General features: G+C 46.9%; 10 protein-coding genes. 5 read left to right on the top strand and 5 right to left on the bottom strand.

Features of this window, described 5'->3' with window-relative positions; translation table 11 throughout:
- Positions 1–94: 94 nt before the first annotated feature.
- The 3 genes from ABW391_RS06105 to ABW391_RS06095 form a co-directional block, all read right to left on the bottom strand.
- Positions 95–1483: a C1 family peptidase gene (locus ABW391_RS06105; protein WP_353480948.1), complete on the bottom strand. Its 1389-nt coding sequence runs from the start codon at positions 1481–1483 to the stop codon at positions 95–97.
- A 94-nt stretch (positions 1484–1577) separates the two neighbouring features.
- Positions 1578–1943 (bottom strand): protease inhibitor I42 family protein, encoded by a 366-nt coding sequence (locus tag ABW391_RS06100; protein WP_353480947.1) that lies wholly within the window; start codon positions 1941–1943, stop codon positions 1578–1580.
- 212 nt (positions 1944–2155) lie between these two features.
- On the bottom strand, positions 2156–2893 hold the full coding sequence (locus tag ABW391_RS06095) for a 3-keto-disaccharide hydrolase (RefSeq protein WP_353480946.1): 738 nt from the start codon (positions 2891–2893) through the stop codon (positions 2156–2158).
- Between the two features lie 252 nt (positions 2894–3145).
- On the opposite strand from ABW391_RS06095, the gene ABW391_RS06090 reads away from it, so the two are divergent.
- The 4 genes from ABW391_RS06090 (at position 3146) to msrB (ending at position 9797) form a co-directional block, all read left to right on the top strand.
- Positions 3146–5476, top strand: a complete 2331-nt coding sequence (locus ABW391_RS06090) for a DUF1553 domain-containing protein (protein ID WP_353480945.1) — start codon at positions 3146–3148, stop codon at positions 5474–5476.
- Between the two features lie 47 nt (positions 5477–5523).
- Positions 5524–6978 (top strand): DUF1501 domain-containing protein, encoded by a 1455-nt coding sequence (locus ABW391_RS06085; RefSeq protein WP_353480944.1) that lies wholly within the window; start codon positions 5524–5526, stop codon positions 6976–6978.
- Between the two features lie 6 nt (positions 6979–6984).
- Complete coding sequence (locus tag ABW391_RS06080; protein ID WP_353480943.1) at positions 6985–9135, top strand: c-type cytochrome domain-containing protein; 2151 nt, start codon at positions 6985–6987, stop codon at positions 9133–9135.
- Positions 9136–9251: 116 nt separating this feature from the next.
- Entirely contained in the window at positions 9252–9797 is a 546-nt protein-coding gene (msrB, locus tag ABW391_RS06075; protein ID WP_353480942.1) for a peptide-methionine (R)-S-oxide reductase MsrB, read from the top strand.
- Positions 9798–9826: 29 nt separating this feature from the next.
- Here the strand turns inward: msrB and ABW391_RS06070 are convergent, their stop codons facing one another.
- Entirely contained in the window at positions 9827–11644 is a 1818-nt protein-coding gene (locus ABW391_RS06070; protein ID WP_353480941.1) for an ABC transporter ATP-binding protein, read from the bottom strand.
- An 82-nt stretch (positions 11645–11726) separates the two neighbouring features.
- On the opposite strand from ABW391_RS06070, the gene ABW391_RS06065 reads away from it, so the two are divergent.
- Complete coding sequence (locus tag ABW391_RS06065; RefSeq protein ID WP_353480940.1) at positions 11727–13631, top strand: AAA domain-containing protein; 1905 nt, start codon at positions 11727–11729, stop codon at positions 13629–13631.
- 65 nt (positions 13632–13696) lie between these two features.
- On the opposite strand, the gene porN is transcribed toward ABW391_RS06065, so the two are convergent.
- Positions 13697–14563, bottom strand: coding sequence for a type IX secretion system ring subunit PorN/GldN (gene porN / locus ABW391_RS06060; protein WP_353480939.1), 867 nt, complete (start codon positions 14561–14563; stop codon positions 13697–13699).
- Positions 14564–14752 lie beyond the last annotated feature (189 nt).

The raw sequence follows: 14752 nt of genomic DNA, 5'->3' as shown, positions 1-14752 counted from the left end.
GTCGGTCGCTGAGCGTGGTCGGTCGCTGAGCGGAGCCGAAGCGCTTCGACTACGCTCAGCGACCGGCTACGTTCAGCGACCGACAAACCTAAAACTACTGCTTGTTAAAAGTCATCGCCGAAGTTTGGGTACCTCGTGAATCATTGAACTTACTGACCAGAAAGACATTCATAGTATTGCCTTGTTTTTTGAAGTATACCGTGCGCAACACAAACCCTTGATTGTAAATGGCACAGTGGGTAAAGTTTGGATTGCCAACCAAAGGATCAACTTTTGCTTTGCCCCAATCGCAATCTTGTGGTGTGCACTTGCCCCAAGTGGCCATGTTTGCACCAGCATCTACAAAGTTGATTTTGGTTAAGCTGCTGGTATTGGCGTCTGCATTCAACCATTTGTCTTGCATTGCAACAATTACTCCAGGATTAACACTGATGCCTGGATCGATTGCAATATTTGGATTGATTACCAAGTTTGCCTTCGCTTTTACCCAAATGGCGCGGCGACCGATATTGTTGGCGTTGTATTTGATCCACATGAAGCCGTCGATTCCCCAATCAGTACCCCATGAGTTTTTGATCAACCAGGCGCCTTTGGCGTCATCCCAACCTACGATCTGTACAACGTGGTTGGAAGTAGGGCTACCGTAGTTGCTGGCGAAACCAAAAAACACACCAGATACATAGTTTTGAAACAAACCGTCTACCATTACACTGGAAGCTACTGATCCATATTTGCAAATGGCTTCTTTGATTTTGGCAACAGAAGCAATGCCTACATAAGTTGCCGCTGGATCAGCCAGCCCCCATGCTTCTGCTTTGTAATTGGTTGCCGGCTTAGGCTGACAAGCCGTAGCAGCGGAGCTATAAGGATAGGTAGCTTCAGAAACCACACTGTTGTTGCCATCTACCCACCATTGATACACTATGTTGGACATACCGCCACCGCAGTCACCGCCACCAGAGCAGGATAGAATTTGTTGTTCAGAAAGGTTCAGCGCATTGGCAGTACCGCCATTGACTTTCAAATAGTTGGATTCGTAAGCCGCAGTTGTACCGAAGGCCCAGCAGCTGCCACATCCTCCTTGATCGCGGATTGGGGTAACCAACCCTTTAGAGCGGGCATCATACGATGCGAAACCTGCATTACAAGACAATATGCCCGGATCGATGGTGAAAGTCTTGAGGCGTAAGTAGTTGTTTACATTTTGAAGTTGCAGTGGAGACAATTCTTTTTCACCAGTAATCATGGCAATCGAGCGACCAGATACCCCCGTAAAGCCTACCGCAAAGGGAAGTTTTTGAGTGAAGATGAATTGGCGCTGTTGTTCCAGTTCAATTTTGATGTTTTGAGGTGCTTGAATTTCACGATTGATGTAAAATTGAGGCACTTGAACTTGAGCTTGCATGCCACAAGCGCTTAAAAACAGGGCAAAAAATGCCAGGGACTTCAGTGCGCTGAAGCCAGAGAAAATTTGCGTATTCATGTTGATGAGCTTAAAGGTTGTTATAGAATTTTGGGATCTTCAGGATTTAGGAAGTGTTGATTGTAATGAAAAAATCAACACTTCCTTGACAAGCTTAATCGATCATTACGGTGTAGTTTTCACGTTTGGCAACTTTCAGAATCTGCTTGTCAAATGGCCTACGGTAAACGAACTCTAGCGTGGTCTTGCCTTGTTTCAGTGCTTTGAACACAAATACATCCATGCCAGGTTTACCATCTATTTTGTCATCAGATTCTTCGTATGTCTGTTTGTCCAATTGTACGTATTGGGTGTCGGCTGGACTGGCCAGCGCCCAACTATAGCCGGTCGCAATGTTGCCGGGTAACTTAATCTCAAACTTTTCGCCAGCTTTGGCGCGGATAGTGTGTTGTTCAGGGATCATGTCAGGGTCAGTATGGCATTGAGCCAGGAATAGGATGCTGATTAACCAAGTTTTCATGGTATTGCATTTGAACGTTCAAGGATAGGTGTGGGGAGGTGGGAAAAGCGTTCCGCGGAGAAGGGATTTTTTTTGAAAAGAATGGAAAATTTTAATTTTTTGGATGTAATTACAATTTCAATGTTTTGTAAACGCAGTATGGGCAGCCTTTCCTGGCTGCCCATACTGTTTTTTTTTGGCCTATAACTTGTGGGCAACCACAAGGGTTGCCCCTACAGTTCGCGTACCCAAATATTCCGGTAACTGGTTGGGTTGCTGTGGTCTTGTAATTCGATTGGTGCTTTGCCGTGGGCAGGGTTCTTGGGCAAACCAATATACGGAGTCGTTCCTCTGATTTCTGTATGGCTTTGGATCAATACGCCATTTTGCAGTACAGTGATGTACGCAGGAATGATTTTGATGCCATCTTTATTGAAGTGAGGAGCAGTGTAAATGATGTCGTACACCTGCCATTCTCCCGGAGGCAAACAAGCATTCACCAATGGCATGGTTTGTTTGTAAATGGATCCTGCCTGACCATTGGAGTAAGTGCGGTTGTTGTAACTGTCCAAAACCTGAAGTTCATAAATGGACTGTAAAAAAATACCGCTGTTGCCCCGGCCTTGGCCTGAACCATCAACAACGGCGGGCGTACGAAACTCGATGTGCAACTGAACATCTCCAAACTCGCGCTTGGTACGGATATTGCCAGCACCTTTCACTGCAGTGATGGCATTGCCTTCAACCTTCCAGCCCACGGCTTTGCCGTCTTTTGCGGCTACCCATTCATCGGCGTTTTTTCCATCAAACAATACGATAGCATCAGAAGGGGCTTTCCCCATCAAAACCGGGGTGATCACCCTTGGCTCGGGCTCCCATATTTCGGTAGCCTCTGGCTTGATGATGTCTTGGGCAATGGCAACTGCGCACAGCCCCAAAAAGCATACTAGTGTTGAAAAGAATCTGTTCATTGTTTTAATTTTTTTGTACAAGACGTTTGTTTATAATCTTCCTTTCGGAGACGCTAGATTAGCAAAAATCATTTGTTATCTGCCCTAAGTCAAGGAAAATTTCTGCTTTTACTCCATGATTTTAACCAAAACGATACCTTTTGATAAATAGTTGGGGAAATCAATCTTTTTGCACTTTATTATTTGGAGCTTTGAACGGAAATTATTTTATATTTTCGCCAATGTGGATGTTGTTAAAACCATAAAACGAACATGAGAGGCAAATACCTGAAAATACGCTGGCTATGGTTGGCCAGCATTGGGGCAATTGGCAGCTTGCTGTTGCTCTCTGAATGTGCCAAAGGTCCAGATGCACTGGGCAATACCATTCCTGATGTTGTTGACTTTAATTTTCATGTCAAACCCATCCTTTCTGATCGCTGCTTCAAGTGCCATGGTCCTGATGCACAAAAGCGGGAGGCAGGTTTGCGCCTGGATACCAAAGAAGGACTGTTCAAGGCTTTGGAGAAGCACAAAGATCAATTTGTCGTAGTGTCTGGCAAACCTGAAAGCAGTGAAATGTGGCGGCGTTTGATCCATGAAGACCCCGATCAATTGATGCCTCCGCCCAGCAGCAACCTGAGTTTGAACGAAGCGGAGAAAACCATTATTCGCCGTTGGATTGCCCAGGGTGCCAAATACCAAAAGCACTGGGCTTTCATAGTGCCCCAAAAATCACCGCTGCCCAAAGTCAAACGCAAAGATTGGAACGATAGCCCGATCGATCGTTGGGTTTTGACCAAAATGAAAGACCTCAATCTCGAACCCAATGATCGGGAAGAATGGCCTCGCCTCATCCGTCGGGTTTGTCTGGATTTGACCGGCTTACCCCCTACCGAGGTCGTGATGCAAAAATTCAAAAAAGACGATTCACCAGCCAACTACCGCAGACTGGTTGATTACCTGATGAAGCAGCCTGCTTTTGGCGAAAGGATGGCTGCACACTGGCTGGATGTGTCGCGTTATGCCGATTCGCACGGTTATCAGGATGATGGGCCTCGTACCATGTGGCCATGGCGCGACTGGGTGATTCATGCCTTCAACACCAATATGCCTTTTGATCGTTTTGTAAGTTGGCAAATCGCGGGGGATATGTTGCCTAACCCCAACAAAGAAATGCTCTTGGCCACGGGTTTCAACCGCAACCACAAAATCACCCAGGAAGGTGGCGTAATCGATGAAGAATACCGCATCGAATATGTAACCGACCGCACCAATACGTTCAGTAAAGCCTTTATGGGCCTGACCATGGAATGTTCCAAGTGCCACGACCACAAGTACGATCCCATTACCCAAAAAGAGTACTATCAACTCTTCTCGTTTTTCAACAGCGTTCCTGAAAAGGGGCTTTTTGGAGACATTTCGCTCGTATCACTGGCCGACCCGCCAAATATGCGCATTTCTAACGCAACGGTACGAGACACTTTGCCTTTCATCAATAAAAAACCAACCGATACGGCAGTGGTCATGATCATGCAAGACATGCCACAAGCTCGCCCCACCTTTATACTCAAGCGCGGGCAATACGACGCTCCATCGGTAGAGGTACAACGCGGAACCCCGCGCTCCGTGCTGGCTTTCGATAAAAAATTTTCCAACAACCGCGCGGGATTGGCCGAGTGGCTCTTCAGTCCCAAGCATCCGCTCACCGCCCGCGTTTTTGTCAACCGGATGTGGATGGAACTTTTTGGAACGGGTATCGTCAAATCTTCAGAAGACTTTGGCAATCAGGGCGAATTGCCTACCCATCCGGAATTGTTGGATTGGTTGGCGGTTGATTTTCAGGAACACCATTGGGACGTCAAGCGCCTAATTCGTGAAATTGTGCTCTCCTCAACTTACCAGCAAGCGGACGCCATCAGCAAACACAAGCAGGAAATTGATCCTGAAAACCGGTACCTCTCCCGTGGGCCGCGCATCCGCATGAGCGCCGAGATGATTCGCGACAACTGGTTGGCTACCTCCGGGCTACTCAACCAAGAAGTAGGTGGCCCAAGTGTCAAACCCTATCAGCCAGAAGGCTTGTGGGAAGACACCAATCCAGGACGGGGGCCGTTGATGTCTTACAAACAAGACAAGAAGGAAAAACTTTACCGCCGGAGTTTATATACCTTTTGGAAACGCACCGCTCCCCCACCGTTCATGCTCACGTTTGATGCGCCAATGCGCGACTATTGTGTACCCAAACGCACACGAACCAATACGCCCCTGCAAGCACTCAATATGCTGAACGACCCGCAAATGCTGGAGGCAGCGCGTTGGTTAGCAGCGCGTTTGCTCAAAAAGACGGGAGGTGGAGAGCTTGCTGTGCTAAGTGCATTTGAACGCATTCTGACCCGTGAGCCCGAAAGCAAAGAGCTCAAGCAATTGTTTGCCTATTTCCAAAAGCGCCGCAAGACCCTCCAGGAGGATCCCAATCGCGCAGAAAAAATGCTCCAGGTGGGGGAAGTAGCGCAAGCCAAAGGGGTAAACCCCTTCGACTGTGCCGCGCTAAGTGAAGTGGTGCAAATCATTTACAACATGGACGAAACCATCACCAAGTAATAGACTTATTGTAACGGCGAATACAATCGCTGCAACCATAAAAGATCATGCAAAAGGAAATACTCGAGTCAAAACTCAACATCAACCGTCGGGCTTTCTTTTCCAAAATGAGTGTGGGCATTGGTTCCCTCGCACTGGGCTCATTGTTGATCCCGGAATTGTTCAAGGGAGGAGAAGAAGATGCAGCAACCCTCATCCCGGGATTGTCGCAATTTGCGCCCAAAGCCAAGCGGATCATTTATCTTTTTCAATCTGGAGCACCTTCTCAGCTTGAGACCTTTGACTACAAACCCAAGCTTCGTGAAATGTTTGGGAAAGAATTGCCTGGTTCCATCAGGCAAGGCCAGCGTTTGACCGGCATGACCAGCGGGCAAACCTCATTCCCCATTGCGCCATCCTACATCAACTTCAAGCAATACGGCCAAAATGGCACCTGGGTAAGCGACTTCTTTCCCCACATTGGAAAAATTGCTGATGACATCTGCGTCATTCGTACCATGAATACGGAGGCCATCAACCACGACCCCGCCATTACTTTCTTCCAAACGGGGAATCAACAATCTGGTCGCCCTAGTATGGGTGCCTGGATGAGCTATGGCCTGGGCAGTGAGAATGAAAACCTGCCCGCTTTCATGGTCTTGACCAGTCGCGGCAAAGGCAACAGTCAGGGCTTGTATGCCCACCTATGGGGCAGTGGTTTTTTAGATTCGGTGCACCAGGGGGTGATGTTGCGCGGCGGCAAAAATCCCGTGCTTTACCTCAAAGACCCCGAAGGCATGAGCCAATCCGAACGGCGGCAAATGCTGGATCAAATCGCGGAGTTGAACCAAAACAGCTACGAAAAGATAGGTGACCCAGAAACAATGGCCCGCATCCAGCAATATGAAATGGCTTACCGGATGCAAACATCGGTACCCGAATTGATGGATTTGAAAGACGAAACCGACAATACCGTAAAACTATATGGCCCTGATTGTTTGGTTCCCGGCACTTATGCATCCAACTGCCTATTGGCGCGGCGTTTGGCCGAACGTGGGGTGCGGTTTGTACAGTTGTACCACCAAGGTTGGGATCAGCATGGCAACCTTCCCAACGAAATGGGTGGCCAGGCCAAAGACGTGGATCAGGCTTCTGCGGCCCTGATTACCGATCTCAAGCAACGGGGTATGCTGGAAGATACCTTGGTGATCTGGGGCGGAGAATTTGGCCGGACAGTGTTCTGTCAGGGCGATTTCAAAGCCGACAATTATGGTCGCGATCACCACCCGCGCTGTTTCAGTATCTGGATGGCCGGAGGTGGCATCAAACCAGGCATCACTTATGGCGAAACAGATGATTTCAGCTACAATGTGGTGCGCGATTCTGTACCTGTTCACGATTTCCAGGCCACCATCATGCATTTGATGGGCATCGATCACGAGAAACTGATTTTCAAACACCAGGGTCGTCGCTACCGGCTCACCGATATTAGTGGTAAACTGGTGCCAGGCATTTTAATGTAATTTCTGATGAACAATCGCTATCGCTCAATACTGGAAAACCTCCGTTTTTTCCTCAGCATTCTATTGGTTTTTTTGATGGTTTTTGAACGTTATATGCACCTGCCAGCCCTTTTGGCTGTTTTGGGACGGATGCATCCGCTTGTGTTGCACTTTCCGGTTACGCTGGCTACTGTGGGAGGTTTGGCATTGCTGATGCCCGACAAAACAGAGTGGGTCAGTTGGGCAAGAAAGACGGAATTCTGGTCAATTACCGCCTCCATTACGGCATTGACCGCCCTATGTGGACTGTTTTTGTCTCGGGAAGGTGGGTACGATGCAGCCACACTCAATTGGCACAAGTATTCTGCCCTGGCGATTACCCTTTGTGCAGGATACTTGGCCTGGCGCTTTGGCCGTGGCCAATTGCACTTGCCACAATGGGTATTTGGTGCAACTACTCTTTTGCTCACTTTTATTTGTGGCCACCAAGGCGGCGTGTTGACGCATGGCAGCAATTTTTTGCTGGAACCAATCCGGCCATCGGCATCAGCTACGCCCGTGGTGGTTGACTTAAAAAAAGCCAAAGTTTTTCAAGATGCAGTGCGCCCAATTTTGGAGAAGAAATGCTTTGCATGCCACAATCCCAATAAAACCAAGGGAGATCTTTTGATGACTACCTTAGAAGGTTTCAAAAAAGGAGGAAAAAACGGGGCCATTTTTGTAGCATTCAATCCAGATTCCAGTCAAATGGTACAGATGGCATTGCTGCCCGAAACGGATGACCTGCACATGCCGCCCCAAGGCAAACCGCAGTTGACTCCCGAAGAACTCAAAGTGATTCATTTCTGGATCAAGAAAGGTGCGGATTTTGGTGCAAAAATTAGCGCATACCTGCCCAATGATACTTTGGCCACTTGGGCAAAAACCAGTTCAATGCCCGCAGAAGTATTGCCTGATATCTCGGCTGCTTCTAAAACATCCATCGAGCGGTTGAAAAGTGATTTTTGTAACATTCGACCTTTGTCTCAAGGTAGTCCGTACTTAGAAGTGGTAATTTTGAACCACCAGAATTACCAAGCGGACGTATTTAAAAAATTGGCAAAAATCGGAAAGAACATTTATCGATTGGAAGCCTCGGGTACTCCTGTTACAGACAAGGAAATCAAATCAATTGCAGGTTTGGAAAATTTGCGGGAGCTGGGCTTGGGCAAAACAAAAATTACGGGTGAAAACCTGCCGGAATTGCTCAATTTGAAGCATTTGCGCATCCTAAAACTTCATGGCAATCAATTGAAAAGCAAAGACGTTGAGCCGCTCTTAAAGTTTCCTGGATTGCAGGCACTTTACCTCTGGGGCAATGATTTCAGCGATAAAGATTTGCAACAGTTGCGCAAAAAAGCGGGCAAAATGCATCTTGATTTGGGCACATCGCCTGACACTACTACACTACAACTCAATAAACCGCTTGCGGAAAAACCAGTTGCTTATTTTCAAAACAGCACCCAACTCATCCTGAGCCACCCCATGCGAGGGGTCAAAATCCTGTATACCACCGATGGTAAAAACCCAGATGAAAAAGCGGGAATAGGTATGGTGTACACCAAGCCCATTGTAGTCAAACAGGATCAGAAAATTAAATACCGCGCAGAGCTAAGTGGTTGGTATGCAAGTGTAATGGACTCGCTTGAATTCAAAAAGAACAATTTCATACCCGATCGATTTGAATTGAAAATCCCTGCCAATTCTCGCTTTCGGGGTGGTGGAGATTCCATTCTTTTCAATTTAACCAAAGGGGCGCCAAACTACAGTACCAACGATGGCTGGCTAGGATTTGAACGCAACGAACATCTCGATGTGGAGTGCTATTTTAAAAATCCGCCCGAAATCCAAAAAGTGAGCATCGGCACCCTGCTTGAAGACAACTCATATCTGGTGCCACCAAGCAATCTGGAGGTTTGGGGAACCAATACGCCTGGAAAATGGGAGAAGATTGGCAGTCAAACCTATCCAATTCCTGATGGACCCCAATACGGCATTCGTTACTTCGATTGCAAAGTCAAACCTGGAAAATATGCTTATGTGAAGGTAGTGTCAAAACCCATTCCTAAGCTTCCAAAATGGCACCGAGGCAAAGGAGAACCTGGTTGGTTGTTTGTGGATGAGGTGTTGATCAACTAGCACAGTCCGAGCTGATCTGTCGCCATCAGAACGTATTGCCCAAATAAAGGGCAACTAACGCCTGTGTCACAAACCAATTGCCCCGGTTCAAACGTATACTCTAGAAAACAACTAAAATGATACGATTGAGCTTTTTGATGTTTTTGGCCTGCATTGGTGTGGCCAGTTGCCAAACCCAACCTGCTGCACCCAAAGCGGAGGCAAAATTGGTTGGGACAAAAGGACAAAACCCTTATTATTCCCGAACAGATACCACCAAATTGCATGTTTCCAATGCAGAATGGAAGAAAGTACTGCCCGAAAGCGTGTACCTGATTGCGCGTACAAAATCAACTGAACGTGCCTTCACCGGCAAATACTGGGATTTTGAGGGGATTGGCACCTACTATTGTGCGGCATGTGGCAATGCATTGTTTCGCTCTGATTCAAAATTTGCCAGTTCTTGCGGCTGGCCCAGCTTCTTTGAAGCGCTGCGCCCAAATGCGGTAAAGTATGAAAGTGACAACACTTATGGCATGGTGAGAACCGAAGTGCTTTGTGGTCGTTGCGATGGACACCTCGGACATATTTTTGACGATGGACCTGAACCTACCGGAAAGCGTTTTTGTATGAATTCCATTGTGTTGGATTTTGAACCCGATCCGACTTTGAAATCGAAATAATTTACCGGGCCACCCACGCAGGGGTGGCCCTACTGGTATCCTTTGGCTTGCAACGTAAATAACTCTGCGTATTTGCCATCCTTGGCCAGCAATTCTTCGTGGCTGCCGATTTCTATCAATTGCCCATTTTCCAACACCAGAATGCGATCAGCCATGCGTACCGTTGAAAAACGGTGGGAAATCAACACTGCTGATTTTCCGCTGATCAGCTCTGCAAAGCGTTGAAAAACCTCATGCTCTGCACGGGCATCCAGCGCTGAAGTTGGTTCATCTAAAATCAACAACTGGGCATCGCGCATGTAGGCACGCCCCAAGGCGATTTTTTGCCATTGGCCACCAGACAAGTCTATGCCATTTTTGAAACGTCGACCCAGCATTTGCTCGTATTGATCTGGCAATTGATCAATGACAGTGTTGGCCAGGCTCTTTTCAGCCGAAGACAGCACATCTTCAAATTTGTCTTTTTGGGAAATGTTGCCCACCGCAATGTTTTCAGCAGCCGTCAATTGAAAACGGATGTAATCCTGGAAGATGATCCCGATGTTTTGCCGCAGGGATTGCAAGTTGTAATCTTTGATGTCTACGCCATCGATCAAAATGCGGCCTTCGGAGGGTTCGTAAAGACGGGCGAGTAATTTGACCAACGTCGTTTTGCCAGCGCCATTCTCGCCTACTAAGGCCAGCTTTTCGCCAGCATGAAGCGTGAAAGAAAGATTGCGAATCGCCCACCGTTCCTGATCAGGATAACGAAAACTGACATTTTCAAATACAAAACCAGTTTGCAACTTATCAGGAAAGGCACCACTACCTGGCGTTGAAAAAATTTCCGGTTTGATGTTGAAAAAGTCAAATAAATCCTTGAGGTACAAGGCACTTTCTGCAATTTTGGAAAACCGCGACATCACGCCTTCTAACAAACCATGCAAGCGTTGAAACGATCCAGTCAGAAACGTAAGCGACCCTACAGTGATCAAACCACCCACTGTTTGTAAGGCAATCAGAACATATGCTCCGTAGTAAGCGATGGTTCCCAAGGCAGCCAACAGAAGCCCCCAAATGGCGCGTCGAATGATGATTTTTCGATTGGCCAGAAAATATTGATCTGATAGTTTTTTAAAACGTTCAATCAAAAAGCCAGACAGGTTAAAGATCTTGACCTCTTTGGCGGTTTCATCGCTGGCACCAACGTAGCGCAAGTAATCCAATTCGCGCCGCTCGGGTGTCCAACTCAGCGACAAGGAATAACTCTGTTGATTGAAGTAAGATTCTCCCAGAAAAGAAGGAATCACCGCTACAAACAGAATCAGGATCAACCAAGGATTGAACGCAACCAGCCCTGCTCCTAAAAAAACAATGGTGATGATGTCCTGAAATTGGGTCAATACTTGCGACATCAACACCGTGCGGTTGGTAGTTTGTCGGCGGGCGCGTTCCAGTTTATCGTAAAATTCCGGATTTTCAAACTGAAACAAATCCAGTTTAGAGGCGTGTTGCATGATGTCGACCGAAGTGCGATTGGAGACCAAATCGCCCAATAAGTTTTCGGTCAACCCGATGCCCCGATTCAGCAAGTCGGAAATGATAACGGCTGAAAATTCAGCTCCCAATAAAAGCCAAAGTTGATGCAGGTCTTTTTCGGAAGCACTCATCAATCGAATGATCTCGTCGACAATCAGCTTGCCTAAATAAAGGGTAAGCAAGGGAACTCCCGCTTTAAAAAGGCGCAAAAGCATGTTAATCGTGGCGAGGCGCGGTTCGGTTTGCCAAATCAGCGCAAAGAACGAGGGTAAATTTTTCAAAGCAGAAAACTGCTCGGTAAGCTTGACTTTAGTTGGTTTCGTACTCATACCACAAATTTACAACCGAAGGTCAATAAAAGTTTAGTCTCGATCTATTTCCTTTTCCCTGTCCTTCCTTACCTTTATCCTTATGGAGAATGAGTTGCAAGAGTTAACCGACCTATTGGAGCTGTTAAAAATCGAGAAAAAAGAGGACTTCGAACAACACCGCAAGCTGATGGACAGCCTTAGTCCTGAGCAGCGGCGTACGAAGGGTCTGGCCTGGTACCCGCTGAATGTAGTGCAGCAAGGCTATACCATTGGGGAAAGGGCGTTTGTAGTCGTGGAACGAACCCAGGGCAAAGGCCAGGAGCACCAATTTCGATCTGGAAAAACCGTGCGTTTTTATACCCAGCAAGCAGGGGTACACAACCCCGAGCGAAACGGCGTCATTTATTACGTCGACAAAGACAAAATGCGCATCATCCTGAATACCCGGGATTTGCCTGATTGGATGAGCTTTGGCCAACTTGCAGTAGACATTCTTTTTGACGAACGCACTTATCTGGAGATGGAAAAAGCCATGCAGCGCGTCATTTCTGCCCCCAAAGGCCGCTTGCAAGAATTGCGTGCTGTTTTTCTGGGCTTAAAGCAGCCTCAATTTTTACCCATTGAGCATCCCATTAAGCTGATAGAACTCAACCCCTCGCAGAATCAAGCGGTCAATCAGATTCTGGCCGCTCAAGATGTAGTGGTCATTCACGGTCCTCCAGGTACTGGCAAAACGACTACTCTGGTGCAAGCCATTAAATTGTTGGCAGAGCGGGAAAAAACGGTATTGGTCACCGCTCCCAGCAATACTGCGGTAGATTTGTTGAGCGAAAAATTGGCAGCGCAAGACCTGAGGGTGGTTCGCATCGGCAATATTTCCCGGGTGGATGAAAGTATTTTACGCCATACGTTGGAATTTCAAATCTCTCAGCATCCGGAAAGTAAAAACATCAAAAAGGTCAAAGTTCAGGCAGCAGAATGTCGCCGGCAAGCCAACCGATTGCGCAGCAAACGTGGCTATGAAGCCTATGAGGAGCGCAAACGTATGGAACAGGAAGCAGCAGAACTTTCTTCGTGGGCCAATTCGTTGGAACAGCGCCTGATTGATATGATCCTGGATGATGCCCAAGTCATTGCGTGTACTTTAGTGGGTGCAGCGCATCCTGTGCTGGATCAGCGCAAATTTCGCACGGCCATTGTGGATGAAGCCGCTCAGGCATTGGAACCCGCTACCTGGATTCCCATCACCAAAGCCTCAAAAATCGTGTTGACTGGCGATCCGTTTCAATTGCCACCTACGGTTAAATCCAATGAAGCCGCGAAAAAAGGATTCAACATCACCATGATCGAGAAATGCCTGAAGCGCATTCAACAAGTCAACCTGCTCAACATCCAATACCGCATGAATGAAGTCATTATGGGCTTCAGCAATCGGCAATTTTACAACAATGAACTAATGGCTGCGCCAGGTGTAAAAGAGCATCGCCTGGATATTGAAATGAACGCGCCGGTTATTTTTATCGATACTGCCGGCTGTGGTTTTGATGAGAAAGTACACCACGCTTATCAAAGCAAGTACAACCCCGAGGAATTCCAGGTACTGCGCGAGCATTTGTACCTGATTGCAGAAGCTTTTTTGGAAAAAGAGCCTCCTTCCATAGCCATTATTTCTCCATACCGCGAGCAGGCGCTACACATTGAGAAAGAGCTCAAAGAAGATCCGAATGTGAGTAAGCTGGATTTGTCCATCAATACCATCGATGGATTTCAGGGACAAGAAAAAGACCTGGTATTTATTTCGCTGGTTCGATCGAATACAAAAGGCGAAATTGGCTTTTTGACCGATTACCGCCGCATGAATGTGGCCATGACCCGAGCGCGCAAGCAATTGATCATCGTAGGAGACAGTGCTACGATAGGCAACAACAAATTCTACGGTGAATTTTTGGATTATTGCGAAAAACATGGCGAGTACCGCAGCGCCTGGGAGTACATGAAAAGTTAAAAAGAAAAAGGGACAGTCCACGTATTCGCAGGCTGTCCCCTTTTTCTATGTAGACTTTATCAAGACTAGTAAGTCCAAAGGTCGTGTTCCATGTTAAAGATTTCCTGCTTGATTTTTTCTGCTTCCAGGAGCAAATCGCGACCAGTGTACTGATCTTGCAAGCGCAAATCTTTTACGTTAGAAGCTTTGTAGATGTAGCTGGAGAAATAACGCATTTCGAATACATCTTCCCAGGTCATAGGCGCACCATCGTTTGCCTCGTTGAAAATCTTTTCACGGGCCAATGTTTCGCGTGCATCGGGATAGTAAATCCAGAAAAGTACGTTTTCCCCTACTTTATCTCCAGTAGAAGTTTTTACAGGAAGTACAGGAGCGATGCCCAGGATACGTACCTGCATGGTAGATGATTCTTTGTCGAAGAACCAGATTTCTTTTACACGAATCCGCTGCACATCTTCAGTGATGTTTACTTCACTTTTGATGATCTGCTGTTTTTGTTCGTAGGTAACTGGATCAGTGATCAATACTGTATCGATCTTGTACAACAAGCCGTTAACGGCTGATGTATCCAATCGAGTTTTGAATTCTTCATCCTGGAAGATGCGCAAAGGCTTCTCCTTGTTGTTGATGGCTTCCAGCAAAATTGTAACGAACGGACGTTTTGGGTAAGCGAACGGAAGGTTCATTTTTTCCCGCACGTCAATGATCCGCCAAATGCGCTTTTTCCAAAAAATGTCTGCCTCGCGGGGTTGATCGTATGGAAGCACCCGTTTTTTGGCCGTAATGCTGCTTTCAACCACATCATCGATTGGGTTGGGTAAACCATCAGCTGGACCAGACTCCGTTTGTAACATGTCGATCGTCTGCGCTGAAAGAGGAGCAACAGCGGCGATACACAGGATAAAAAGAAGACCGAATAATTTGGCGGCCATTTTCATAGTTTGCTTTTTTTCTTTGACAAAAAAGTGTACCCAATAAACGAGTTTATTGGGTACGCTAGTATGAGTATGCAATCAAAAAATTAGATTAGTAACGCAGAAAAATTAACTTCCCGATTTTAGGTTTTGAATAGGAAGTCGAACGATTCATTTCAAGTGAGCTTCCTATTCAAAACCCTCACA

It is taken from the genome of Haliscomenobacter sp. (assembly GCF_040403615.1).
GTDB lineage: Bacteria > Bacteroidota > Bacteroidia > Chitinophagales > Saprospiraceae > Haliscomenobacter.
Note: the sequence above shows the minus strand (reverse complement) of the source record. Positions and strands in the feature narration are given on the sequence as shown.

What these genes read in the sequence shown, in the direction of transcription:
- ABW391_RS06105 (WP_353480948.1), bottom strand. Translation starts at nt 1,483, where the DNA reads ATGAATACGCAAATTTTCTCTGGCTTCAGCGCACTGAAGTCCCTGGCA.
- ABW391_RS06100 (WP_353480947.1), bottom strand. Translation starts at nt 1,943, where the DNA reads ATGAAAACTTGGTTAATCAGCATCCTATTCCTGGCTCAATGCCATACT.
- ABW391_RS06095 (WP_353480946.1), bottom strand. Translation starts at nt 2,893, where the DNA reads ATGAACAGATTCTTTTCAACACTAGTATGCTTTTTGGGGCTGTGCGCA.
- ABW391_RS06090 (WP_353480945.1), top strand. Translation starts at nt 3,146, where the DNA reads ATGAGAGGCAAATACCTGAAAATACGCTGGCTATGGTTGGCCAGCATT.
- ABW391_RS06085 (WP_353480944.1), top strand. Translation starts at nt 5,524, where the DNA reads ATGCAAAAGGAAATACTCGAGTCAAAACTCAACATCAACCGTCGGGCT.
- ABW391_RS06080 (WP_353480943.1), top strand. Translation starts at nt 6,985, where the DNA reads ATGAACAATCGCTATCGCTCAATACTGGAAAACCTCCGTTTTTTCCTC.
- msrB (WP_353480942.1), top strand. Translation starts at nt 9,252, where the DNA reads ATGATACGATTGAGCTTTTTGATGTTTTTGGCCTGCATTGGTGTGGCC.
- ABW391_RS06070 (WP_353480941.1), bottom strand. Translation starts at nt 11,644, where the DNA reads ATGAGTACGAAACCAACTAAAGTCAAGCTTACCGAGCAGTTTTCTGCT.
- ABW391_RS06065 (WP_353480940.1), top strand. Translation starts at nt 11,727, where the DNA reads ATGGAGAATGAGTTGCAAGAGTTAACCGACCTATTGGAGCTGTTAAAA.
- porN (WP_353480939.1), bottom strand. Translation starts at nt 14,563, where the DNA reads ATGGCCGCCAAATTATTCGGTCTTCTTTTTATCCTGTGTATCGCCGCT.